This is a genomic window from Neisseria sp. RH3002v2f, from assembly GCF_014596375.1.
GTDB lineage: Bacteria > Pseudomonadota > Gammaproteobacteria > Burkholderiales > Neisseriaceae > Neisseria > Neisseria cinerea.
This window is the reverse complement of record NZ_MAYZ01000025.1, coordinates 75,568-97,356: the sequence shown is the minus strand read 5'-3', so window position 1 is coordinate 97,356 and position 21,789 is coordinate 75,568. Positions and strand designations below refer to the sequence as shown.

Annotated in this window: 23 protein-coding genes; 6 read left to right on the top strand and 17 right to left on the bottom strand. The window is 52.0% G+C overall.

All coding sequences use genetic code 11. From position 1 onward, the window contains the following. The first annotated feature begins 3 nt into the window (after nt 1–3). The 6 genes from BBW69_RS09235 (at nt 4) to BBW69_RS09210 (ending at nt 5,034) form a co-directional block, all read left to right on the top strand. Entirely contained in the window at nt 4–330 is a 327-nt protein-coding gene (locus tag BBW69_RS09235) for a PepSY domain-containing protein (protein WP_107961028.1), read from the top strand. 81 nt (nt 331–411) lie between these two features. Further along, nucleotides 412–996, top strand: a complete 585-nt coding sequence (gene ruvA / locus BBW69_RS09230; protein WP_188211107.1) for a Holliday junction branch migration protein RuvA — start codon at nt 412–414, stop codon at nt 994–996. Nucleotides 997–1,031: 35 nt separating this feature from the next. After that, complete coding sequence (locus BBW69_RS09225) at nt 1,032–2,888, top strand: ABC transporter ATP-binding protein (protein ID WP_188211106.1); 1,857 nt, start codon at nt 1,032–1,034, stop codon at nt 2,886–2,888. A 63-nt stretch (nt 2,889–2,951) separates the two neighbouring features. Continuing rightward, nucleotides 2,952–3,818 (top strand): ribosome small subunit-dependent GTPase A, encoded by an 867-nt coding sequence (gene rsgA, locus BBW69_RS09220; RefSeq protein ID WP_223169994.1) that lies wholly within the window; start codon nt 2,952–2,954, stop codon nt 3,816–3,818. A 27-nt stretch (nt 3,819–3,845) separates the two neighbouring features. Continuing rightward, entirely contained in the window at nt 3,846–4,154 is a 309-nt protein-coding gene (locus tag BBW69_RS09215) for an exodeoxyribonuclease VII small subunit (protein ID WP_308019497.1), read from the top strand. Continuing rightward, a complete protein-coding gene (locus BBW69_RS09210) occupies nt 4,138–5,034 on the top strand; it encodes a polyprenyl synthetase family protein (protein WP_188211105.1) in 897 nt (298 codons plus the stop codon). The genes BBW69_RS09215 and BBW69_RS09210 overlap by 17 nt, the downstream gene beginning before the upstream one ends. 52 nt (nt 5,035–5,086) lie before the next feature. On the opposite strand, the gene BBW69_RS09205 is transcribed toward BBW69_RS09210, so the two are convergent. From BBW69_RS09205 to BBW69_RS09125, 17 genes are all read right to left on the bottom strand, one after another. Beyond that, the gene (locus BBW69_RS09205) at nt 5,087–5,386 is read right to left on the bottom strand and encodes a DUF2818 family protein (protein WP_188211104.1); all 300 of its coding nucleotides are present in this window, start codon (nt 5,384–5,386) and stop codon (nt 5,087–5,089) included. Between the two features lie 115 nt (nt 5,387–5,501). Further along, entirely contained in the window at nt 5,502–6,944 is a 1,443-nt protein-coding gene (gene nuoN / locus BBW69_RS09200) for an NADH-quinone oxidoreductase subunit NuoN (RefSeq protein WP_188211103.1), read from the bottom strand. 9 nt (nt 6,945–6,953) lie between these two features. Next, nucleotides 6,954–8,450: an NADH-quinone oxidoreductase subunit M gene (locus tag BBW69_RS09195; RefSeq protein WP_188211102.1), complete on the bottom strand. Its 1,497-nt coding sequence runs from the start codon at nt 8,448–8,450 to the stop codon at nt 6,954–6,956. 112 nt (nt 8,451–8,562) lie between these two features. Beyond that, on the bottom strand, nt 8,563–9,726 hold the full coding sequence (locus BBW69_RS09190) for a phospholipase D family protein (protein WP_150540567.1): 1,164 nt from the start codon (nt 9,724–9,726) through the stop codon (nt 8,563–8,565). 98 nt (nt 9,727–9,824) lie between these two features. Beyond that, entirely contained in the window at nt 9,825–11,849 is a 2,025-nt protein-coding gene (nuoL, locus tag BBW69_RS09185; RefSeq protein WP_188211101.1) for an NADH-quinone oxidoreductase subunit L, read from the bottom strand. Between the two features lie 2 nt (nt 11,850–11,851). Further along, a complete protein-coding gene (gene nuoK / locus BBW69_RS09180) occupies nt 11,852–12,157 on the bottom strand; it encodes an NADH-quinone oxidoreductase subunit NuoK (RefSeq protein WP_003747881.1) in 306 nt (101 codons plus the stop codon). After that, nucleotides 12,154–12,825, bottom strand: coding sequence for an NADH-quinone oxidoreductase subunit J (locus BBW69_RS09175; protein ID WP_188211100.1), 672 nt, complete (start codon nt 12,823–12,825; stop codon nt 12,154–12,156). Before BBW69_RS09175 ends, nuoK begins: the two co-directional genes overlap by 4 nt. A gap of 11 nt (nt 12,826–12,836) precedes the next feature. After that, on the bottom strand, nt 12,837–13,316 hold the full coding sequence (nuoI, locus tag BBW69_RS09170; RefSeq protein ID WP_003747878.1) for an NADH-quinone oxidoreductase subunit NuoI: 480 nt from the start codon (nt 13,314–13,316) through the stop codon (nt 12,837–12,839). 55 nt (nt 13,317–13,371) lie between these two features. Beyond that, nucleotides 13,372–13,767 carry a GFA family protein gene (locus tag BBW69_RS09165; RefSeq protein WP_003676990.1) on the bottom strand — a complete coding sequence of 132 codons (396 nt, stop codon included), beginning with the start codon at nt 13,765–13,767 and terminating at the stop codon, nt 13,372–13,374. Between the two features lie 75 nt (nt 13,768–13,842). Further along, the gene (gene nuoH, locus BBW69_RS09160; RefSeq protein ID WP_070829753.1) at nt 13,843–14,919 is read right to left on the bottom strand and encodes an NADH-quinone oxidoreductase subunit NuoH; all 1,077 of its coding nucleotides are present in this window, start codon (nt 14,917–14,919) and stop codon (nt 13,843–13,845) included. Nucleotides 14,920–14,921: 2 nt separating this feature from the next. Beyond that, nucleotides 14,922–17,183: an NADH-quinone oxidoreductase subunit NuoG gene (gene nuoG, locus BBW69_RS09155; protein WP_188211099.1), complete on the bottom strand. Its 2,262-nt coding sequence runs from the start codon at nt 17,181–17,183 to the stop codon at nt 14,922–14,924. A 58-nt stretch (nt 17,184–17,241) separates the two neighbouring features. Then, nucleotides 17,242–18,537: an NADH-quinone oxidoreductase subunit NuoF gene (nuoF, locus tag BBW69_RS09150; RefSeq protein ID WP_188208939.1), complete on the bottom strand. Its 1,296-nt coding sequence runs from the start codon at nt 18,535–18,537 to the stop codon at nt 17,242–17,244. A gap of 57 nt (nt 18,538–18,594) precedes the next feature. Then, nucleotides 18,595–19,068 (bottom strand): NADH-quinone oxidoreductase subunit NuoE, encoded by a 474-nt coding sequence (gene nuoE / locus BBW69_RS09145; RefSeq protein WP_049332996.1) that lies wholly within the window; start codon nt 19,066–19,068, stop codon nt 18,595–18,597. Continuing rightward, on the bottom strand, nt 19,068–20,324 hold the full coding sequence (gene nuoD / locus BBW69_RS09140; RefSeq protein ID WP_188211098.1) for an NADH dehydrogenase (quinone) subunit D: 1,257 nt from the start codon (nt 20,322–20,324) through the stop codon (nt 19,068–19,070). Before nuoD ends, nuoE begins: the two co-directional genes overlap by 1 nt. Beyond that, a complete protein-coding gene (locus BBW69_RS09135; RefSeq protein ID WP_107860368.1) occupies nt 20,314–20,907 on the bottom strand; it encodes an NADH-quinone oxidoreductase subunit C in 594 nt (197 codons plus the stop codon). The genes nuoD and BBW69_RS09135 overlap by 11 nt, the downstream gene beginning before the upstream one ends. A 12-nt stretch (nt 20,908–20,919) precedes the next feature. After that, on the bottom strand, nt 20,920–21,402 hold the full coding sequence (locus BBW69_RS09130; protein WP_002215610.1) for an NADH-quinone oxidoreductase subunit B family protein: 483 nt from the start codon (nt 21,400–21,402) through the stop codon (nt 20,920–20,922). Beyond that, the gene (locus BBW69_RS09125) at nt 21,393–21,749 is read right to left on the bottom strand and encodes an NADH-quinone oxidoreductase subunit A (protein WP_002215607.1); all 357 of its coding nucleotides are present in this window, start codon (nt 21,747–21,749) and stop codon (nt 21,393–21,395) included. The genes BBW69_RS09130 and BBW69_RS09125 overlap by 10 nt, the downstream gene beginning before the upstream one ends. Between the last annotated feature and the right edge of the window lie 40 nt (nt 21,750–21,789).

The window sequence follows — 21,789 nt, the reverse complement described above, 5'->3', positions numbered from 1 at the left end:
AACATGAACTTCAAACACCTTCTCTTAAGCGCCGCCGCAACCGCACTGTTGGGCATTTCCTCTCCCGCACTCGCCCACCACGACGGCCATGACGACGACGATCATCCGCACGCTATGCATGAACACAAAGCACAAGCCGGTCTGATCAGCCAGGCACAGGCGAGAAAAGCGGCTTTGGCACGTATCGGCGGCCGCGTTACCGATATCGACCTCGACCGAGACGACGGCCGTCCGCACTACGATGTCGAAATCGTCAAAAACGGACAGGAATACAAAGTTGTCGTCGATGCCCGTACCGGTCGCGTGATTTCCTCCCGCCGGGACGACTGAATTTGATACAATCCGTGCCGTCTGAAGCCCCAACCGGTTTCAGACGGCATTTTGCACCCGACACTTCAGGATCCTTCATACATGATCAGCAAACTGACCGGCAAACTGGTTGAGAAAACCCCTCCTCAAATCGTCATCGATGTCAACGGCGTAGGCTATGAAGCGGACGTATCCATGCAGACCTTCTACAACCTGCCGCCATTGGGCGAAACCGTACAGGTTTTCACCCAACTCGTCGTCCGTGAGGACGCACACCTGCTCTTCGGTTTTGCCACTGCGGAAGAGCGCAAAACATTCCGCCAACTAATCAAGGTCAGCGGCATCGGGGCAAAAACCGCCTTGGGGATTTTATCGGCAATGACTGCCGACGAACTGGCACAGGCAGTTGCAGAAGAAGATGTCAAACGCCTCTCCTCCGCCCCGGGAATCGGTAAAAAAACCGCCGAACGCATGGTTTTGGAACTGCGCGGAAAACTGATAACCCATACCGTAACGGACGGGCTGTTTGCCGCCCCGTCCGAGAATGACGAAACCAATGACATCGTCAGCACGCTTCTTGCCCTCGGTTACAGCGAACGCGAGGCAAAAGCTGCAGTTAAAGGCATCCCTAAAGGGACAGATGTGGGCGAAGGTGTGCGCCTCGCCCTGAAAAATCTGCTGAAATAATGCCGTCTGAAACAGGCCTACTGAAATCGAAAACAATGTTAAACAAAATCTTTTCTTGGTTCGAATCCCGAATCGACCCCTATCCCGAAGCCGCCCCGAAAACGCCTGAAAAAGGGCTGTGGCGTTTTATCTGGAGCAACATCAGGGGATTACGCAAATGGATTGCCGTTTTGGCGGCATTTACCGCAGGCATCGGCATCATGGAAGCCCTGCTGTTTCAATTTATGGGCAAAGTCGTGGACTGGCTCGGTAAATACACGCCCGCGACCCTGTTTGCCGAAAAAGGCTGGGCGTTGACGGCGATGGCGGCGATGATGGTGTTTTTCGCTCTCTGGACCTTCCTCGCGTCCAACGTGCGCCTGCAAACCCTGCAAGGTGTGTTCCCCATGCGCCTGCGCTGGAACTTCCACCGCCTGATGCTGGGGCAGAGCCTCGGCTTCTATCAGGACGAATTTGCAGGACGCGTGTCCGCCAAAGTCATGCAGACCGCACTGGCGCTGCGCGACGTGGTGATGACCGTCGCTGACATGGTTGTTTATGTACTGGTGTATTTCATTACTTCCGGCGTGATTCTGATTTCGTTCGACGGCTGGCTGCTGCTGCCCTTTATCGGATGGATAATTGGATTCGCCCTGATTATGCGCTTCCTGATTCCCAAGCTCGGCAAAACCGCAGCGCGTCAGGCGGATGCGCGTTCGCTGATGACCGGCCGCATTACCGACGCCTATTCCAACATCACCACCGTCAAACTCTTCTCCCACGGCGCGCGCGAAGCGGCCTACGCCAAGCAGTCGATGGAAGAATTTATGGTGACGGTACACGCCCAAATGCGTTTGGCGACGCTTCTGCACACCTGCAGCTTCATCGTCAACAGCTCGCTGACCGCCGGCACGACCGCGCTGGGCATCTGGCTTTGGTATCACGGGCAAGTCGGCGTCGGCGCGGTTGCCACCGCCACCGCCATGGCTTTGCGCGTCAACGGTTTGTCGCAATACATCATGTGGGAATCCGCCCGATTGTTTGAAAACATCGGCACCGTCGGCGACGGCATGGCAACCCTGTCCAAACCGCACACCATCCTCGACAAGCCGAACGCCCTGCCGTTGAAAGTGTCGCAAGGCGAAATCAAGTTCGAACACGTCGATTTCTCCTACGAAGCCGGCAAACCGCTACTCAACGGCTTCAACCTCACCATCCGCCCGGGCGAAAAAGTCGGCTTGATCGGACGCAGCGGCGCGGGCAAATCCACCATCGTCAACCTGCTCCTGCGCTTCTACGAACCGCAAAGCGGCACGATTTCGATCGACGGTCAAACCGTGGACAGCGTAACCCAAGAAAGCCTGCGCGCCCAAATCGGTTTGGTCACGCAAGACACCTCGCTGCTGCACCGTTCCGTGCGCGACAATATCGTTTACGGCCGCCCCGATGCGACTGATGCCGAAATGATTTCCGCCGCCGAATGCGCCGAAGCCGCTGATTTCATCCCCAACCTTTCCGACGCCAAAGGACGGCGCGGCTATGACGCGCACGTCGGCGAACGCGGCGTGAAACTCTCCGGCGGCCAGCGCCAGCGTATCGCCATCGCCCGTGTCATGCTCAAAGACGCACCGATCCTGCTGCTCGACGAAGCCACCAGCGCGCTTGACTCCGAAGTCGAAGCTGCCATCCAAGAAAGCCTCGACAAAATGATGGACGGCAAAACCGTGATTGCCATCGCCCACCGCCTCTCCACCATCGCCGCAATGGACCGCCTCATCGTCTTGGACAAAGGCCGCATCATCGAAGAAGGCAGCCACACCGAGTTGCTCGAGAAACAAGGCCTGTACGCCAAACTTTGGGCACACCAAAGCGGCGGCTTCTTGAGTGAGCATGTCGAGTGGCAGCATGACTGAAACCTTATTGTCTGGAAACCGCCGTTTTCAGACGGCATTCCCGTTCCCCTACCCGTCAAAACCATGACCGATACCGCCCAAATCATCACCAGCTACGGCCGCCGCTACATCGTGCGCACGCCCGACGGCAAAACCTACGAAGCCAGCACGCGCAAAAAGCGGGTCGATTTCGCCTGCGGCGACCGCGTGCATATCCAAAACATCAACGCCGAACAGGCCGTCATCGAAGACTACCTGCCGCGCGAAAGTCTGCTCTACCGCCAAGACGCTTGGAAAACCAAACTTATCGCCGCCAACGTCAGCCAGCTCCTTATCGTTACCGCCGCCGTTCCCTCACCCAGCGAAGCCTTGTTGCAACGTGCCCTCCTTGCCGCCGAAGCCGCGGGCATCCAAGCCGTCATCATCCTGAACAAAGCCGACCTGCCCGAAACCGCCCTCTGGCGCGAAAAACTCAAATTCTACGAAACGCTCGGTTATCCCGTCATCGAAACTTGCGCGCTGGAAAACGCCGACATCCTGCGCCCCGTCCTGCAAGGGCATCGCAACATCCTGCTCGGACAAAGCGGCATGGGTAAATCCACCCTGACCAACGCCCTCTTGGGCAACCAAACCGCCCGCACCGGCGACATTTCCACCGCGCTCGATTCCGGCAAACACACCACCACCCACGCCCAGCTTTACGATTTAAGCGAAGAAACCCAATTAATCGACTCCCCCGGTTTGCAAGAATTCGGCCTGCACCACCTCCAAGCCGCCGACCTGCTGCAATACTTCCCCGACCTGAGCCATCTCATCGGGCAATGCCGCTTCCACAACTGCACCCACCGCGCCGAACCCGGCTGCGCCGTCAAAGCTGCCGCGCAAACTGGTAAAATCCGCACCGAACGGCTGACCTTCCTGCAACGCATTACCGACGATCTGCTCAAATAACCTCTTGCCGTTTGCAGGACAAAAACCATGCCGTCTGAAATCCTGCTGTTTCAGACGGCATCCGGTTTTCAGAAATGCTACAATTCCGTTTTTACAGAAACTCCCGACACCATGAAGAAAACTACCCCGAAATCGTTTGAAGAGGCACTGTCGCGCCTTGAATCACTGACCCAGTCCATGCAGGGGGAAATGCCGTTGGAGGATGCACTGGCGGCATATCAGGAAGGCAACGAACTGGTCAGATACTGCCAAACCAAGTTGGCCCAAGTCGAACAAAAGCTACAGGTTTTAGACACAGACGGGCTGAAGGAGTTAAACCTTGAATCCGACGAATGATTTGAAAACGTGGCAACAGAGGGCGCAGGCACAAACGGAGCTGCTGCTTGAACGGTTTTTGCCGTCTGAGGGGGAAATACCGCACACACTGCACGAAGCCATGCGTTATGCGGTTTTGGACGGGGGCAAACGTCTGCGGCCGATGCTGGTTCTGGCAGCTTCGGAATTAGGCGAAGCCGTGCATGAAGCAGTAGAACAGGCAATGGTGGCAATCGAAATGATCCATGCCTATTCGTTGGTTCACGACGATATGCCGGCAATGGACAACGACAGCCTGCGCCGGGGCAAACCGACCTGCCATGTGAAATATGGCGAAGCAACCGCACTACTGGTCGGCGATGCTTTACAGACCCAGGCCTTCGATGTATTGGCGCGTCCGTCCGGCCTGCCTGCTTCGCGGCAGCTGGCGATGTTGTCGGTTTTGGCAAAAGCAGGCGGAAGCAGGGGCATGGCGGGCGGTCAGGCTATCGATTTGGCCAATGTCGGCAAGCAGATGGCCCAAACCGATTTGGAACAGATGCACAGCCTGAAAACAGGGGCGTTGATTCGTGCCGCGGTTTTATTGGGGGCAATGTCTTGCCCGAATCTGTCTGAAAACAGTCTGGCGGTATTGGATGATTATGCGGCAAAACTGGGGCTGGCGTTCCAAGTCATCGACGATGTGTTGGACTGCGAGGCAGACACGGCGACCTTGGGGAAAACAGCGGGCAAAGACGCAGACAACGACAAGCCGACTTATGTAAAACTGATGGGCTTGGACGGTGCGCGGGCATACGCGTACCAACTGACCGACGAAGCAGTCTCGCTGCTCGAACCCTTCGGCAATAAGGCATTACGGCTCAGGCAGCTTGCCGAATTTACGATTGCGCGCAAATACTGAGCAAACTCGGATATGCCGTCTGAACAAGGCTTCAGACGGCATTATTGTTACCCTATTCCCTGTTGCGCGTATGCCAGAAATACCGCCACACAAAACATGGAAACGCAAAAATTAGGTACAGGCAGACGACTGTGGCGTAAAACTCCCAACCCTGATCGTGTACCGATCCTGCACGGGATTCAAGAATATAGGCAAGAATGGCGGTCAGTGCGAAACCTGCCGCCAGCTCGATCAGGTGATATCCGAAATGTTTGCGCTTGAGCGGAACAATACCGAACAACCTGACCGTAAGAAACGGAGCATTGGCAAAAATTAAGGCAAGCAGCAAGAGCGTGTACATAGATGCGGTCATAATCTTCTTTCTCCGCTTTCAGACGGCATAGCCGTTTCCCATGCAGTCTGAAATACGGCGGCAACCTCAAATAAAACGGCAACCTCTGATACGGCTGCCGTGATGATACCGAATATTACAGCGTATTTTCCAGCGCCTTGGCGCACCAGTCGATAACGGTTTGCGGCATGATGCCCCAGAGGAGCAGCAGGAAGGCATTGACCGTCAGGACAAATTTGGCGGCATAGTTGCTGCCGACCGGCTGGTCATGGTCAGGTGCATCGAAGTAGATGACTTTGACCACGCGCAGGTAGTAGAACGCACCAATCAGCGACATGATGACGGCAAATACGGACAACCAAACATGGCCTTGTTTCAAGAGTGCCATAATCACGCCGAATTTGGCGTAAAAGCCCATCAGCGGCGGAATACCCGCCATGGAGAACATAGACAGCAACATCAGGAAGGCAAACCATGCATGGCGTTGATTAAGGCCTGCGAGGTCTTTGATGTTTTCACATTCAATGTCTTTGGTGGACAATACCATCAAAACGCCGAAGCTGACTGCCGCCATCAAAGCATAGGTAATGGCGTAATACAAACCTGCGGTAAAGCCGACTGCGCCTGCCATAAACGCCAACAAGATAAAGCCCATGTGCGATACGGTGGAATAGGCAAGCATACGTTTGATATTGGTTTGCATGATGGCGGCAAGGTTACCGACTACCAAAGATGCAACGGCAAGGATGGCCAACATCGGCGCCCAGTCTGAATGTATGGTACCCATGCCAGTAACAAGGATACGGAATGCGAAGACAACGGCGGCAATTTTCGGAGCCGTACCCACAAAGGCGGTAACAGAGGTCGGCGCGCCATCGTACACGTCGGGCACCCACATATGGAATGGAACCGCACCCAATTTAAATGCAATGGCGACTACGATAAATACCATACCCAATTTCAACAACCATTCATTGGCCTGCTCATTGAAAGCAGAAGCCAAGACGGAAGCAAAATCAAGAGAACCAGTGGCGCCGTAAACCATAGAAATACCATAGAGTAGCAAACCGGAGGCCAACGCGCCCAATACGAAGTATTTCAGCGCAGCCTCGGCAGAGCGGCCGGAATCGCGGCGCAGGGCAATCATAGCGTACAGCGATAAAGACAACAATTCCAAACCGATATACGCAGTCAAGAAATGTGCCGAGCTGACCATGACGCTCATACCCAACAGAGCAAACAGTGACAGGGTATAAAACTCGCCTTTAAAAATTTGGCGGTCTTGGTTGTACGGTTTACTGTAAATAAACAGACCAAACGTCAGTGCATACAGCACCAGTTTTGCCAAACGGGACATGCCGTCTGCAATATACATACCGTGAAAGGCATCGACACTGCCCTGCTCCCATACTGCCAATTGAGTGACGGCCACAATAATGACCGTTCCCAAACTCATCAGATGGGTCAAATAGCGGTTTTTATCGCAAATCCACAAGTCTGCCAGCAATACGACACCTAATAGCGCAAGCAGCACGATTTCGGGCATGGCGGGCATTAAATTCAAATCAGACCAGTTCATTTACACACCTCAAATCTTGCTTTGTGCCACATGGGCAATCAAATCGTTTGCCGCTTGATGCACCACTTCGATAAACGCTTGCGGATACAGACCCATGCCCAAAACAGCAATCGCCAAAATCGCCAAAATCGCAAATTCGCGGCAATTGATGTCTTTCATTTCGGCAACGTGCGGATTGTGGATCGCACCAAAAATAACGCGTTTGTACATCCACAGGGTATAAGACGCACCGTAAATCAAGGTCATGGCGGCCAACGCGCCTACCCAGAAATTCACTTTAACCGCGCCCATAATCACCATAAACTCGCCCACGAAGCCGGAAGTTGCAGGCAAACCGGCATTGGCCATACCGAACAACATCATAAACGCCGCAAACTTAGGCATCACATTGACCACGCCGCCATAGTCGGCAATATTGCGAGTATGCAGGCGGTCGTACATCACACCGATACACATAAACATCGCGGCAGACACAAAACCGTGGGAAATCATTTGAATGATTGCACCTTTCAATGCCCAGTCATTCAATTGGCCGTTCACAAACAGGAACATACCCAAAGTGACAAAACCCATATGGCTGATGGAAGAGTACGCCACCAGTTTTTTCATATCGGTTTGCACCAAAGCCACCATACCGATGTAAATCACGGCAATCAGGCTCAATACGATGATCACGGGGGCAAAATAGCGTGCCGCATCCGGCATAATCGGCAGGATAAAGCGCAAGAAACCATATGCACCCAGTTTCAGCGTAATTGCCGCCAATACCATCGAACCGCCGGTCGGCGCTTCAACGTGGGCATCCGGCAACCAAGTGTGCACAGGGAACATCGGCACTTTTACAGCGAATGACAGGAAGAACGCTACAAACAAAAGCTGTTGTACGCCCAACGGAATCTGTTTGATGTTTTGGAAATCGACAATAGAGAAGCTGCCTGTTTGATAGTACAGGTAAACCATGGCAACCAGCATCAAAAGCGAACCCATCAGCGTATAGAGGAACAGCTTGACCGACGCATAGACGCGGCGCGGACCACCCCATACACCAATAATCAGGTACAGCGGAATTAGCATACCCTCGAAGAACACATAAAACAGAATCGCATCCTGCGCGGCAAACGCGCCGTTAATCAAACCCGACATAATCAGGAAAGCGGCCATATACTGCGCCGGACGTTTCTGAATAACTTCCCAACCGGCCAATACCACCAACAGCGTAATAAACGCATTCAAGATGATAAAGAGCACTGAAATACCGTCCACGCCCAATGCGTAGTTGATTTTCAGCAGCGGAATCCACTCGTGGAACTCGGTAAACTGATAGCCGCCGCTCAAACGGTCGAAACCGGTAAACAGGGGCAGCGTTACCAAGAAACCGGCAAGCGCACCCATGAAGGCAAGCACACGCGCCAGCGGCGCACGGCTGTCTTTACCGGTCGCCAAAACCAGCACACCTGCGGCGATGGGTATCCATATTGCCAAGCTGAGTAGGTAGTTGGAAAACATAGTGGTTAACCTGTGGTTAAAATAAAAAATATAGTTGTATGGGTTGGTCTTTACAGACAGCGTTTTAGGAAGTCGTCTGAAAGAAGGGATGAATACTCTCCCCCTTCTTTACTTACTCCCAATCAATATCTGTACGATTGCGATATTCTGCCTGTACTAAAACATCTAATTCAGCCAAATCTTTTATTTCTGACTGCATAGCTAGTAAAGCTCTTAACTTCATACTTAAATCAATATATTTGGAGCCTTCGCTTGCTCCTTTTGCAGACTTAAATTTATTTTCTTCTAAAAATTTTTTAATGGGAGCATTTAAAACAGGATATCTATCTGGATATTCTTGACAAAGCATTTCAGAAAAAACTGAACCACGAGTGGAAACCCCACATTCTTTTAGCCAATCAATTTGCTTGGCAACCACATTATCTCTCTCAGTAAGTGGAGCATCAAAAACTGATTGGATGGCAATGCATAATTTTCTAAAATCTGAAGACTTACCCGTCCTTTTCCACGTTTTATCTTGAAAACGATTGCCTACCCCTTCTCCTTTATTTTCGCTTTTCCAAGACCATAATTTATTAAATTCCCCATAAAAATCATTATTGTCTATTTTTCCTGCTGCGCATAGCTTAATAAGATTTTTTAATTGATTACACACAGTTTGATGGTTTCTCATCTGCTTTCTCCGTGCCGCAATCAATTCTTGATTATAATTTGGCATCTCCATAAATAACTTATCCATCACTGATTGTCTAACAGTTGATTTCTTATAGTTAATTTCAGCTTCCTGATACTCCTCAAGCCAATCTTCCGATACCGGGATAGATTTCATCACAATTTCATTAGCCCAAGATTTAGCTTTTATAAAATCCTGCTCAGAAATTTTAGTCAAAATATTTGCTTCATAATTGCTATTAAACGCAGCATGAGTCAAATTTGAAGAACCAATTAAAGCATAATATTCATTCTTATCATTCTTCCAAAATACAGCTTTAGGATGAAAACCCTGAATGCCTTGAGCTACCATCAATGTAAATTTCAAATGGGACGGAAGCCATTTCAATACTTTCTGAATAGCCTCTTTTTTAGACAATCCGAAATCCTGCCCAAAAATAAATTTGAACTCTTGTAATTTGCTATTAAGCTTATTTTTTACATCCCAATGAGTGAGATACGCAGAGAAAATATACAGCTCTACTGCCTCTGAAACAGCTTTCTCATATATTGAAATCAGTTTCTTATCATTTGATGTATCTGAATGTAAAAACAACTGGGTCATCTCTTCTTACTCCAACCTACAATTCCATTGCAGCCTGAAACCTTCTTTTCAGACGGCCCTATACACAAACTATAGACAGGCCGTCTGAAACCTTATTCTTATCGGAACAATCCCCAGAAGGTCATGCCGAGCAGTACCAATACGCCAAATACCATAGCGGCAGCGTAGGTGTAGATAAAGCCGGTTTGGACTTTGCGTACCTGCGCGGCAATCGCGCCGACCAGTTTGGCGGAGCCGTTGACGATACCGTTGTCGATAATGGCGGTATCGCCGACTTTCCAGAAGAAAGTACCCAATGCGCGCGTGCCTTTGGCGAAAACATTGAAATACAGGGCGTCGAGGTAGTATTTGTTTTCAAACAAAACGTAAACCGGACGGAACGCCTGTGCAATTTTCGCAGGCAGGTGCGGCAGTTTTACGTACAAGAGCCATGCGCTCAACACGCCTGCGATAGCAAGGTAGAGTACAGGCGAATGCAGGCTGTGTGACACCATTGCCAATGCGCCGTGGAACTCTTCCTTCATGATGTGCATGGTTGGATGCGCGTCGGTATTGACGAAAATCACGTCTTTGAAGAAATCGCCGTAAAGCATAGGCTCGATGGCAACATAGCCGATGATGACGGACGGAATGGCAAGCAGAATCAGCGGCAAGGTAACGACCAGCGGGCTTTCGTGCGGATTGTCGTTTTTGCCCAAGCCGTGATGTTCTTCGCCATGATGATCGTCATGATGTTCAGGCAGGCTACGCCATTTCTCCTCGCCGTGGAACACCATAAAGTATTGGCGGAACGCGTAAAACGCAGTAACAAACACGCTGGCAAGGACGGCAAAATAGGCAAAGCCGCTGCCCGGCAGGGTGCTGTATTTCGCTGCTTCGATAATCGAATCTTTGGAATAGAAGCCGGAGAAGAACGGCGTACCGATCAGCGACAAGTTACCGATCAGCATGGTCAGCCAAGTAATCGGCATGTATTTTTTCAGGTTGCCCATGTGGCGCATATCTTGGTCATGGTGCATACCGATAATCGCGCTACCTGCGGCCAAGAACAACAAGGCTTTAAAGAAAGCGTGGGTCATCACATGGAACATCGCCACGGAATAGGCAGACGCACCCAGAGCCACGGTCATGTAGCCCAGTTGCGACAGGGTGGAATACGCAACCACACGTTTGATGTCGTTTTGAATCACGCCCAAGAAACCCATAAACAGGGCAGTAATCGCACCGATTACCATAATGACAGACAGCGCAGTGCTGCTCATCTCATAAATCGGAGACATACGCGATACCATGAACAGACCGGCGGTAACCATGGTTGCGGCGTGAATCAATGCGGAAATCGGTGTCGGGCCTTCCATCGAATCAGGCAGCCAAACGTGCAGCGGGAATTGCGCCGATTTACCCATCGCACCCACAAACAGGAGCAAACAGGTTACGGTAATCAAAGACCATTCCACACCGGGGAACAGTTGGATAGTGGCCGTCTGAACATTAGGCAGATAAGCGAATACATCTTGATAGCGTAGGCTGCCGCCGAAATAGGCAAGCACCAAGCCGATACCGAGCAAGAAGCCGAAGTCGCCGACACGGTTGATCAAAAAGGCTTTCAGGTTGGCAAATGTTGCGCTCGGACGTTTGAAATAGAAACCGATCAAAAGGTACGACACCAAACCCACAGCCTCCCAGCCGAAGAAGAGCTGGATGAAGTTGTTGCTCATAATCAGCATCAACATGCTGAAAGTAAACAAAGAAATATAGCTGAAGAAGCGTTGGTAGCCGACTTTTTCATCGTGCATATAGCCGATGGTATAGATATGTACCATCAACGACACGCCGGTAACCACGACCATCATCATCGCCGTCATCGTATCGACCAAGAAGCCGACGGAGAAATCCAAGCCGCCCATTGTCAGCCAGGTATAGACGTTCTCGTCAAACTTGGCGCGGCTGCCGTCGATAAAGCCCCACAGCACATAAGCTGACAGCACGGCAGACACCGCCACACCGAGTATTGTTACGGTATGCGCGCCGGCACGTCCGATTTTATTGCCGAACAAACCCGCAATCAGCGAGCCTGCCAACGGAACAAGGGCAATTATCAAATATAAAGTCATATCGTTCATGATTACCCTTTCAACTCATCCAAATCGGCAACGTTGATTGTTTTTCTGTTACGGTACACCAATACCATAATCGCCAAACCGATGGCGGATTCGGCAGCGGCAACGGTCAGTACGAAGAATACGAAAATCTGTCCGGCAGTATCACCCAAATATTGGGAGAAAGCTATAAAGTTGAAGTTCACCGCCAAGAGCATCAGCTCGATGGACATCAGCAATACCAGCACGTTTTTGCGGTTCATAAAGATACCCATTGCGCTGATACCGAACAGGAGCGCACCCAATACCAGATAATGCGTCAAGGTAATCATGCTTTGCCCTCCCCTTCCGGCTTGAGGCCGTCTGAAACTTCGCTTTCTTCGGCAGATTCAACTTGCGGTTTGACCGCTTCCATTTTCACCAGACGCATACGACCTTGGTCGGCGCGTACTTTAACTTGGTCTGCAGGGTCCATACGTTTCGGATTGAAAGTTTTGCGGTGAACCAGCGCAATCGCGGCTACCATACCCAACAGCAGCAATACCGCCGCCAATTCAAACGGCAACAAGTAGTCAGTATAAATACGGCTGCCCAAATCGCGGATGTTGTTGTAATCAGCCGGAATGTCTTTCATCAGACCAAATGCGGCCAGGTCGGTTTTCGGGTTGACCAAAATCAGGATCAGGGCAACCGCCAACAATGTGCCGACCACACCGGCAACAGGCGCATGACGCCAGAAACCGGCGCGCATGGCTTCGATGTCGATATTCAGCATCATCACGACAAACAGGAACAACACCATCACGGCGCCGACATAAACCACCACCAGCGTCACACCCAAGAATTCGGCCTGCATCAGCATCCAAAGCATCGCGCTCACGCAGAAGGTCAGCACCAGATGCAAAGCGGCGTGCACAGGGTTTTTAGCGGTAACGGTACGAACCGCACCGTACAAAACGATGGCGGCAAGGATATAGAACAGAATCGCGGAAAAAGTCATTCGTCTGCTCCTTAACGATACGGCGCGTCAGCGGCTTTGCGTTTGGCGATTTCGGGTTCGTATTTGTCGCCAATGGCCAAAAGAATCGGCTTGGTCATGTGCAAGTCACCTTTTTTCTCGCCGTGGTATTCAAAAATATGGGTTTCCACAATCGCATCGGTCGGGCAGGCCTCTTCGCAGAAACCGCAGAAGATGCACTTGGTCAGGTCGATGTCGTAACGCTTGGTGCGGCGGGTGCCGTCTTCGCGTTCTTCCGATTCGATGTTAATCGCCATTGCCGGACAAACTGCCTCACACAATTTACACGCAATACAGCGCTCTTCGCCGTTCGGATAACGGCGCTGCGCGTGCAGGCCGCGGAAACGCACGGATTGCGGCGTTTTTTCTTCGGGGAAGTAAATCGTGTCTTTGCGGGCGAAGAAGTTTTTGAGCGTTACGCCCATGCCTTTCACCAATTCGCCCAGCAGGAAGGTTTTTACTAAATTAGCCATTTTCGGATGCTCTTTTCGGATTGTTCTGTTTACAGGCCGTCTGAAAGCGGTTTTTTTAACCTGCCGCGCCCACCATTTCTAAAAACTCGGCTTCGGTCAGCTTCGGGGTATCGTTGGCCAAGTCATAATACGGAGCTTTGCAATCAATAAAGATTTGTGAGGTAGTTTCAAAGCCCGCGTTGTCGGCAAACAGCCCGGCGTTGATGTAATAATCGTTGCCAACCTGCACAAACAGGTGTGTGCCGCAGTGTTTGCAAAAACAGCGTTGCGCCCATTCGGACGACTGATAATGCGCGATGTGCTCGCTGCCTGTGATTTCGGGCGACCGGGCGGCCAAAGTAAAAGACGCGCCGCTGCCCCATGTGCGGCATTTCCCGCAATGGCAGGCGTGGAGTTCGCGGTTTTCAGCGGTTTCCAGTGATACTGCGCCGCACAGGCATTGAGCTTTCATCGGTTTCTCTCGGTTTGAAACGGTTAAAAATTTGGGGTTCAGGCTACCTGAAAACTTTCAGACGGCCTCCCTGCCCTATTTCCACAAATTCAGCGGTGAAATCATCCACACGCCCAAAATCACGATGTAGGCGAAGCCGATCGGAATCAGCACTTTCCAGCCCAAACGCATGATTTGGTCGTAACGGTAGCGCGGGAAAGTTGCACGGATCCACAGGTACCAGTACAGCACCGCCGCCATTTTCACGAACATCCAGAATGCGGAAGGCGTACCGACAAAGCCCCAGCTTTGCGGGAACGGAGACAACCAGCCGCCGAGGAACATCAGCGATGTCAGCGCGGCAATCAGAATCATGAAAATGTATTCGGCAAGGAAGAACAGCGCGAATGCGAAGCCGGAGTATTCAACGTGGTGACCGGCAACGATTTCAGATTCACCCTCTGCCACGTCAAACGGCGCGCGGTTGGTTTCGGCAACGGCGGAAATCAGATAGACGATGAAGATGGGGAAGAGCGGCAGCCAGTTCCAAGAGAATACCGAACCACCGGCAATACCTTTGGCTTGAGCGGCAACGATGTCGGAGAAGTTCATGCTGCCCGACACCATCACGACGCACACCAGCGCAGCACTCATGGCAATCTCGTAGGAAATGCTTTGTGCGGAAGCACGCATTGCGCCCAAGAACGAATATTTGGAGTTGGAAGCCCAGCCCGCGATGATCACGCCATAAACCGACAGCGAGGTAATCATCAGGATGTACAAAAGGCCGATATTAATGTTGGTCAGCACCCATTCTTCGTTGAACGGAATCACTGCCCATGCTGCGAAAGACGGGGCGAGCGACATAATCGGGCCGATGTAGAATAGGGCCTTGTTTGACAGCTTCGGACGGGTTACTTCTTTAAACAAGAGTTTGAACACGTCGGCAAACGGCTGAATCAGACCCCACGGGCCGGTTACGTTCGGGCCGACACGAAGCTGCATAAAGCCGATGACTTTACGTTCGAAATATGTCAGGTAGGCAACGGTCAGAATCAGCGGAATCAGGATAATCACGATTTTGACGATGACGGATACCACCAAACCTACGGTGATACCCAAATCGCCCAGACCGAGCGTTGCGGCAAAGAGGTTTTGGAACCATTCTTGCATGATCAAGCTCCCGCCAGTTCAATAGTGTCCATCAACGCACCCAGCGCGGCATTTTCGGTATGCAGCGGCAGATGCACCACGTTTTCAGGCAAACCGGCATCGGCTTTGACTGCAACCGATACGCTTGCGCCGTTTTGTTTGGCGACAGCAGTTTGTCCGTCTTGCAGGCCCAAGCGTGCCAATGTGTTTGGATTTACACGCACGGCAGGCACGGCGGCATGACTGGTCGCTTGCAGCGGCGCGGAACGGCGCACGATAGAATCAGTGTGATAAATACCGACGCCGCCGACACGGACGAGGCGGTCTGAGGCCGTCTGAACGCCCTCTCCTGTCCATGTACTGCGGTTGTCCAGTTTGGACGACAGGCTTTCTGCATCCAGCGCATCTTTCAGAATCGCAGCGGTATCGTGGTATTCAAAACCTTTCAGGTCAAACAGGTTGCCCAATACGCGCAACACTTTCCACATCGGACGCGAATCGCCGAAGCCTTGTACCACGCCGTGGAAGGATTGCAGACGGCCTTCCATATTGATGAAGCTGCCTGATGTTTCGGTAAACGGCGCAATCGGCAACAATACATCGCATACATCCAGCAGCGTTTCGCTGACAAACGGTGTAAACGCCATCACGCTTTTCGCCTGTTTCAACGCGGCTACGGCTTTTGCACCGTCAACCGTATCGATTTCAGGCTCGACATTGAGCAACAAGACTGCCTGTTTCGGCACGTTTGCCATTTCGGCAACGCTCTCGCCGGAGTTTACCTTCAAGACATCCGCACCAACGCTGTTGGCGGCTTGCGGCAAAATGCCCAGCACTGCGCCGGTCGCGTCTGCCAGCTCTTGCGCGGCGGCATAAATGGCGGCGTAATCGGGATGGTTTTGCACTTCCGCACCCAAAATCACCGCTGCTTTTTCAGCGTTTTTCAGGCTGGCGGTAACGGCGTGTTCCGCATTGGCAGACAGGTTTTTCAGACGGCATGCCCACTCGTCGGGATGTGCGGCTTCTTGAGACAGAAGCGGCATAAACAATTCTTCTTTGCTGCTGGTCAATACGCTCAAGGCCATACGGTCTTTGGCGGCGCGGCGCAGGCGGGCGGTCAGGAGTGGCTGTTCTTTGCGCAAGTTCGCACCGACTACCAATACGGCATCGTTGTCAGCCAAAGATTCGATACTTTGTCCCAACCATTGCGCACCTTTAATGCCGTCTGAAAGACGTTTGTCTTGTTGGCGCAAACGGGTTGCAAAGTTTTTAACGCCCAAGCCGTCGGCAAGTTTCTTAGCCAGATACAGCTCTTCAACCGTATTCATCGGATTGGCCCAAACACCGACTTGGTCTTGGTTGCCGTCTTTGGCGATACATTCAATCGCGCTGCGGACATATTCCAACGCGGTTTTCCAATCCACGTCCATCCACTCGCCGCCCTGTTTGATTTTCGGGTTTTTCAGACGGCTTTCGTGATACAGGCCTTCGTAGGCGAAACGGTCGCGGTCGGACAGCCAGCATTCGTTGATGGCTTCGTTTTCCAACGGCAACACGCGGCGGACGGTATGGTCTTTGGTCTGTACAATCAGATTACTGCCCAAAGCATCATGGGCGGAAACGGATTTACGGCGGTTCAATTCCCAAGTGCGCGCGTTGAAGCGGAACGGTTTGCTGGTCAATGCGCCGACAGGACACAAATCGATGACGTTGCCTGACAATTCGGTTTCCACCGCTTTGCCGATAAAAGGCATAATCTCGGAATGCTCGCCGCGGTTGGCCATGGCGATTTCTTGCACGCCGGCGATTTCTTCAGTAAAACGGACGCAACGGGTACAGTGGATACAACGGCTCATTTCCTCAGCGGAAACCAAAGGACCCATGTCCTTGCCGACGACGGAACGTTTTTCTTCAGTATAACGGCTGGTGGTTTTGCCGTAGCCCATCGCCAAATCCTGCAACTGGCATTCGCCGCCTTGGTCGCAGGTCGGACAATCAAGCGGATGGTTGATGAGCAGGAACTCCATCACGCCTTCTTGCGCCTCTCGGGCTTTTGCCGAATGCGTACGTACAATCATGCCGTCTGTAACCGGCGTGGCACAGGCGGGCAGGGGCTTGGGGGCTTTTTCCACGTCCACCAGACACATACGGCAGTTGGCGGCGATGGAAAGTTTTTTGTGGTAACAGAAATGCGGGATATAAGTACCGAGCTTGTGCGCGGCTTCAATCACCGTCGCGCCCTGCTCCACAGATACCTGTTTGCCGTCGATTTCGATTTGTAACATGGTTCGTTCCTAGTTACGGGTATTTAATAAATAATTCTTTTAGAGGCCGTCTGAAAACTTAGCACCATTTATTCGGTTTCATCGGTCCGCCGTGTTCGATGTAATGCACAAACTCATCACGGAAATGCTTGGTAAAGCTGCGGACAGGGAAGACGGCGGCATCGGCAAGGGCGCAGATAGTGCGGCCTGCCATTTGGTTGCCGACGGAATCCAGCAAATCCAAGTCTTCCATGCGGCCTTTGCCTTCTACGATGCGGTGGACGATACGGTAAAGCCAGCCGGTACCTTCTCGGCAAGGCGTACATTGGCCGCAAGACTCGTCATAGTAGAAGTAGCTCAGGCGCTCAAGGGCTTTGACCATGCACACGTCTTCGTCCATGACGATAATCGCTCCGGAACCCAGCATCGAGCCTGCTTTGGAAATCGAGTCATAGTCCATATTGGTCTGCATCATGATATCGGCAGGCAACACGGGCGCGGACGAACCGCCGGGGATAACGGCTTTGAGTTTTTTGCCGCCGCGCATACCGCCTGCCATTTTCAAGATTTCGGCAAACGGCGTACCCAATGGCACTTCATAGTTGCCCGGACGCTCGACATGACCGGAAATACAGAACAATTTGGTACCGCCTGCATTCGGAATACCTTTATCTGCAAACGCCTGTCCGCCGTCACGGATAATGAAGGGGACGGAGGAGAACGTTTCGGTATTGTTGATGGTAGTCGGTTTGCCGTACAGGCCGAACGAAGCAGGGAATGGTGGTTTAAAGCGCGGCTGACCTTTTTTGCCTTCCAACGATTCGAGCAATGCGGTTTCTTCGCCGCAAATATATGCGCCGTAGCCGTGGTGGGCGAAGAGTTCAAATTCAAAATCCGAACCCAAAATATTTTTACCCAAAAAACCTGCGGCACGGGCCTGCTCCAAAGCGGCTTCAAAACGTTGGTAGCCTTCGAAAATTTCGCCGTGGATGTAGTTGTAGCCGGCTTTCGCACCCATCGCGTAACCGGCAATAATCATGCCTTCAATCAGGGCATGCGGATTGAACATGATGATGTCGCGGTCTTTAAATGTACCCGGCTCGCCTTCGTCGGTATTGCAAACCACATATTTTTCGCCCGGGAAGGAACGGGGCATAAAGCTCCATTTCAAACCGGTTGGGAAGCCCGCACCGCCACGACCGCGCAAGCCGGAGGTTTTGACTTCGTCAATCACGTCGGTTTGCGAGATGTTTTCGGACAGGATTTTACGCAGGGCGGTATAACCGCCACGTTTGACGTATTCGTCCAATGTCCAGCAATCGGGATTGGCGGTATCCACTTGGTCAAAAATCACGCCTGATTGGTAAATAGCCATTTTGGGTGTGCCTGTTCGTTTTCGTATCGGTTGCAGCCGTTGTTTTCAGACGGCCTTTTATTTCAGTTCGGCAAGTTTCTTGTCAATTGCTTCTTCGGTCATAAAGCTGCACATGCTGTGGTTGTTGACCAGCATAACCGGAGCGTCGCCACATGCGCCCATGCATTCACCTTCGACAAGGGTAAATTTGCCGTCAGGCGTGGTTTCGCCGTAGCCGATACCGAGTTTTTGTTTGAGGTATTCGCCGGTTGCCATACCGCCGCGCAGGGCGCAGGGCAGGTTGGTACAAACGGTCAGTTTGTATTTGCCGACAGGCTCAAGGTCGTACATATTGTAGAAAGTAGCGACTTCGTAGGCTTGTGCAGGCGAGATGCCGATATAGTCTGCGACAAAGGCGATGGTCTCGGGAGCAAGCCAGCCTTTTTCGGTTTGGGCAATACGCAATGCGCCCATAATAGCGGAGCGGCGTTGGTCGGCAGGATATTTTGCCAACTCAATATCAATTTGTTTTAAAGATTCTGCGGATAACATTATCGGTCAACCTCCCCGAATACGATGTCCTGCGTACCGATGATGGCAACAACGTCGGCCAGCATGTGGCCTTTTGCCATTTCGTCCATGCCTTGCAGGTGGGCGAAGCCGGGTGCGCGAATTTTCAGGCGGTAGGGTTTATTTGCGCCGTCTGAAATGATGTAAACGCCGAACTCACCTTTCGGATGTTCGACAGCGGTGTAGGTCTCACCCTCGGGAACGTGCATACCCTCGGTAAAGAGTTTGAAATGGTGAATCAGGTCTTCCATACCTGTTTTCATTTCGGTACGTTTGGGCGGAGCAAATTTGTGGTTTGTGGTAATGACCGGACCCGGATTGACACGCAACCACTCGGAACATTGTTTGATGATGCGCACGGATTGACGCATTTCTTCCATACGGCAGAGGTAGCGGTCGTAGCAGTCGCCGTTGACGCCAACGGGGATGTCGAAATCCATTTGGTCGTACACTTCATACGGCTGTTTCTTACGTACGTCCCATTCCACGCCAGAACCGCGCAACATCACACCGGTAAAGCCTTTTTGCATGGCGCGTTCGGGGGAGACGACGCCGATGCCGACGGTACGCTGTTTCCAAATACGGTTGTCGGTCAGGAGGGTTTCGAGTGTGTCGATGTTTTTCGGGAAACGTTCGCAGAAGGCATCGATAAAGTCGAGCATGGTGCCTTCGCGGGATTCGTTGAGCTGCTTCAATACTTTGGCATTGCGGAATTTGCTGCTCTCGTATTTGGGCATGAAGTCGGGCAGGTCGCGGTAAACGCCGCCGGGACGGAAGTAGGCGGCGTGCATACGCGCGCCGGACACGGCTTCGTACAAGTCCATCAGCTCTTCGCGGTCGCGGAAGGCGTAAAGAATGGCGGTCATCGCGCCGATGTCGAAGGCGTGCGAACCGATGCCCATCAAGTGATTGAGGATGCGCGTTACTTCGGCAAACATCACGCGAATATACTGGGCGCGGATAGGTACATCGATACCGGCAAGTTTTTCTACCGCCAAGCAATACGCCTGCTCGTTGACCATCATGGAAACGTAGTCCAAGCGGTCCATATAGGGCAGGGCTTGCAGATAGGTTTTGGTTTCGGCCAGTTTTTCAGTACCGCGGTGCAGGAGGCCGATATGCGGGTCGGCGCGGACGATGGTTTCACCCTCCAACTCCAAAATCATACGCAATACGCCGTGCGCCGCAGGGTGTTGCGGGCCGAAGTTGATGGTGTAGTTTCTTAATTTATTGGCCACCGTAGTTCTCCTCACGGACGATACGCGGCGTGATCTCGCGCGGCTCAATGGTAACAGGTTGGTAAATCACGCGTTTTTGCTCTTCGTCGTAACGCATTTCCACATAGCCGGAAATCGGGAAGTCTTTGCGGAACGGATGTCCGACGAAACCGTAATCGGTCAGGATGCGGCGCAAGTCCGGGTGGTTGTTAAACATAATGCCGTACATATCGAAGGCTTCGCGTTCGTACCAATCCGCACTGTTGTAAATATCGACTACGGATTCGACTACGGGGAAGTCGTCGTCTGAAACCCAGACACGTACGCGGATGCGTTGATTGTTTTTAACGGAAAGCAGCTGACTGACGACGGCAAAGCGTTTGCCCTGCCATACTTCGTTTTTGTAAGTGCTGTAATCGACACCGCACAAGTCAACCAGAAGCTCGAAATGCAGCTCTTCATGGTCGCGCAATACGGTCATGACTGAAATATAGTGTTCGGGCAGACACTCGACGGTAATCTCGCCCAAAGCTGAAATGATTTTGCTTGCCTGATCGCCAAGCACACCGACAACGGTCTCGTATAAGTTTTGAATGCTTGCCATATCGTCCTCTCCTTACTCGTCACGCGCGATGGTGGAAGTGCGCTTGATTTTTTGTTGGAGCTGAATCAGGCCGTAAATCAGGGCTTCCGCAGTTGGCGGACAACCCGGCACATAAACGTCTACCGGCACGACGCGGTCAGCACCGCGCACAACGGAATAAGAATAGTGATAATAGCCGCCGCCGTTGGCACACGAACCCATAGACAATACCCAGCGCGGCTCGGCGAGCTGGTCGTATACGCGGCGCAGGGCTGGTGCCATTTTATTGGTGAGCGTACCTGCCACAATCATCAGGTCGGCCTGACGTGGGGACGGACGGAAAATGATGCCAAAGCGGTCAAGGTCGTAACGCGCCATGCCCGCATGCATCATTTCTACGGCGCAGCAGGCCAAGCCGAAAGTAACCGGCCACAATGAACCGGTACGCATATAGTTCAGCACCGTATCTGCGCTGGTGGTGATGAAACCTTTTTTCAAAACGCCTTCTATTCCCATTCCAGCGCACCTTTTTTCCATTCGTAAATAAAGCCTACCGTCAGAACAACGATAAACACCAGCATAGACCAGAAGCCGTACGCGCCCAAATCTTTGAACACGACAGCCCACGGCAACATGAACGCGACCTCCAAATCAAAAAGGATGAAGAGGATGGCGACGAGGTAATAGCGCACGTCGAACTTCATCCTTGCGTTTTCAAAGGCTTCGAAACCGCATTCGTAAGGCGCGTCTTTTTCGGCGTAATGGCGTTTCGGGCCTAAAATCGTGCCGAGCAGGATAAACAGCACGCCGGCTGCAAGACCGACAAGAATAAAGACAAAGACGGGAAAGTAAGCGGACAACATGGTTACACCCAAATCCGTTAACAAAATTTCTACAATAATT

Bases quoted from the DNA above. Each gene is read 5' to 3' on its own strand.
- BBW69_RS09235 (WP_107961028.1), top strand. From the start codon at position 4: ATGAACTTCAAACACCTTCTCTTAAGCGCCGCCGCAACCGCACTGTTG.
- ruvA (WP_188211107.1), top strand. From the start codon at position 412: ATGATCAGCAAACTGACCGGCAAACTGGTTGAGAAAACCCCTCCTCAA.
- BBW69_RS09225 (WP_188211106.1), top strand. From the start codon at position 1,032: ATGTTAAACAAAATCTTTTCTTGGTTCGAATCCCGAATCGACCCCTAT.
- rsgA (WP_223169994.1), top strand. From the start codon at position 2,952: ATGACCGATACCGCCCAAATCATCACCAGCTACGGCCGCCGCTACATC.
- BBW69_RS09215 (WP_308019497.1), top strand. From the start codon at position 3,846: ATGCCGTCTGAAATCCTGCTGTTTCAGACGGCATCCGGTTTTCAGAAA.
- BBW69_RS09205 (WP_188211104.1), bottom strand. From the start codon at position 5,386: ATGACCGCATCTATGTACACGCTCTTGCTGCTTGCCTTAATTTTTGCC.
- nuoN (WP_188211103.1), bottom strand. From the start codon at position 6,944: ATGAACTGGTCTGATTTGAATTTAATGCCCGCCATGCCCGAAATCGTG.
- BBW69_RS09195 (WP_188211102.1), bottom strand. From the start codon at position 8,450: ATGTTTTCCAACTACCTACTCAGCTTGGCAATATGGATACCCATCGCC.
- BBW69_RS09190 (WP_150540567.1), bottom strand. From the start codon at position 9,726: ATGACCCAGTTGTTTTTACATTCAGATACATCAAATGATAAGAAACTG.
- nuoL (WP_188211101.1), bottom strand. From the start codon at position 11,849: ATGAACGATATGACTTTATATTTGATAATTGCCCTTGTTCCGTTGGCA.
- nuoK (WP_003747881.1), bottom strand. From the start codon at position 12,157: ATGATTACCTTGACGCATTATCTGGTATTGGGTGCGCTCCTGTTCGGT.
- BBW69_RS09175 (WP_188211100.1), bottom strand. From the start codon at position 12,825: ATGACTTTTTCCGCGATTCTGTTCTATATCCTTGCCGCCATCGTTTTG.
- nuoI (WP_003747878.1), bottom strand. From the start codon at position 13,316: ATGGCTAATTTAGTAAAAACCTTCCTGCTGGGCGAATTGGTGAAAGGC.
- BBW69_RS09165 (WP_003676990.1), bottom strand. From the start codon at position 13,767: ATGAAAGCTCAATGCCTGTGCGGCGCAGTATCACTGGAAACCGCTGAA.
- nuoH (WP_070829753.1), bottom strand. From the start codon at position 14,919: ATGCAAGAATGGTTCCAAAACCTCTTTGCCGCAACGCTCGGTCTGGGC.
- nuoG (WP_188211099.1), bottom strand. From the start codon at position 17,183: ATGTTACAAATCGAAATCGACGGCAAACAGGTATCTGTGGAGCAGGGC.
- nuoF (WP_188208939.1), bottom strand. From the start codon at position 18,537: ATGGCTATTTACCAATCAGGCGTGATTTTTGACCAAGTGGATACCGCC.
- nuoE (WP_049332996.1), bottom strand. From the start codon at position 19,068: ATGTTATCCGCAGAATCTTTAAAACAAATTGATATTGAGTTGGCAAAA.
- BBW69_RS09135 (WP_107860368.1), bottom strand. From the start codon at position 20,907: ATGGCAAGCATTCAAAACTTATACGAGACCGTTGTCGGTGTGCTTGGC.
- BBW69_RS09130 (WP_002215610.1), bottom strand. From the start codon at position 21,402: ATGGGAATAGAAGGCGTTTTGAAAAAAGGTTTCATCACCACCAGCGCA.
- BBW69_RS09125 (WP_002215607.1), bottom strand. From the start codon at position 21,749: ATGTTGTCCGCTTACTTTCCCGTCTTTGTCTTTATTCTTGTCGGTCTT.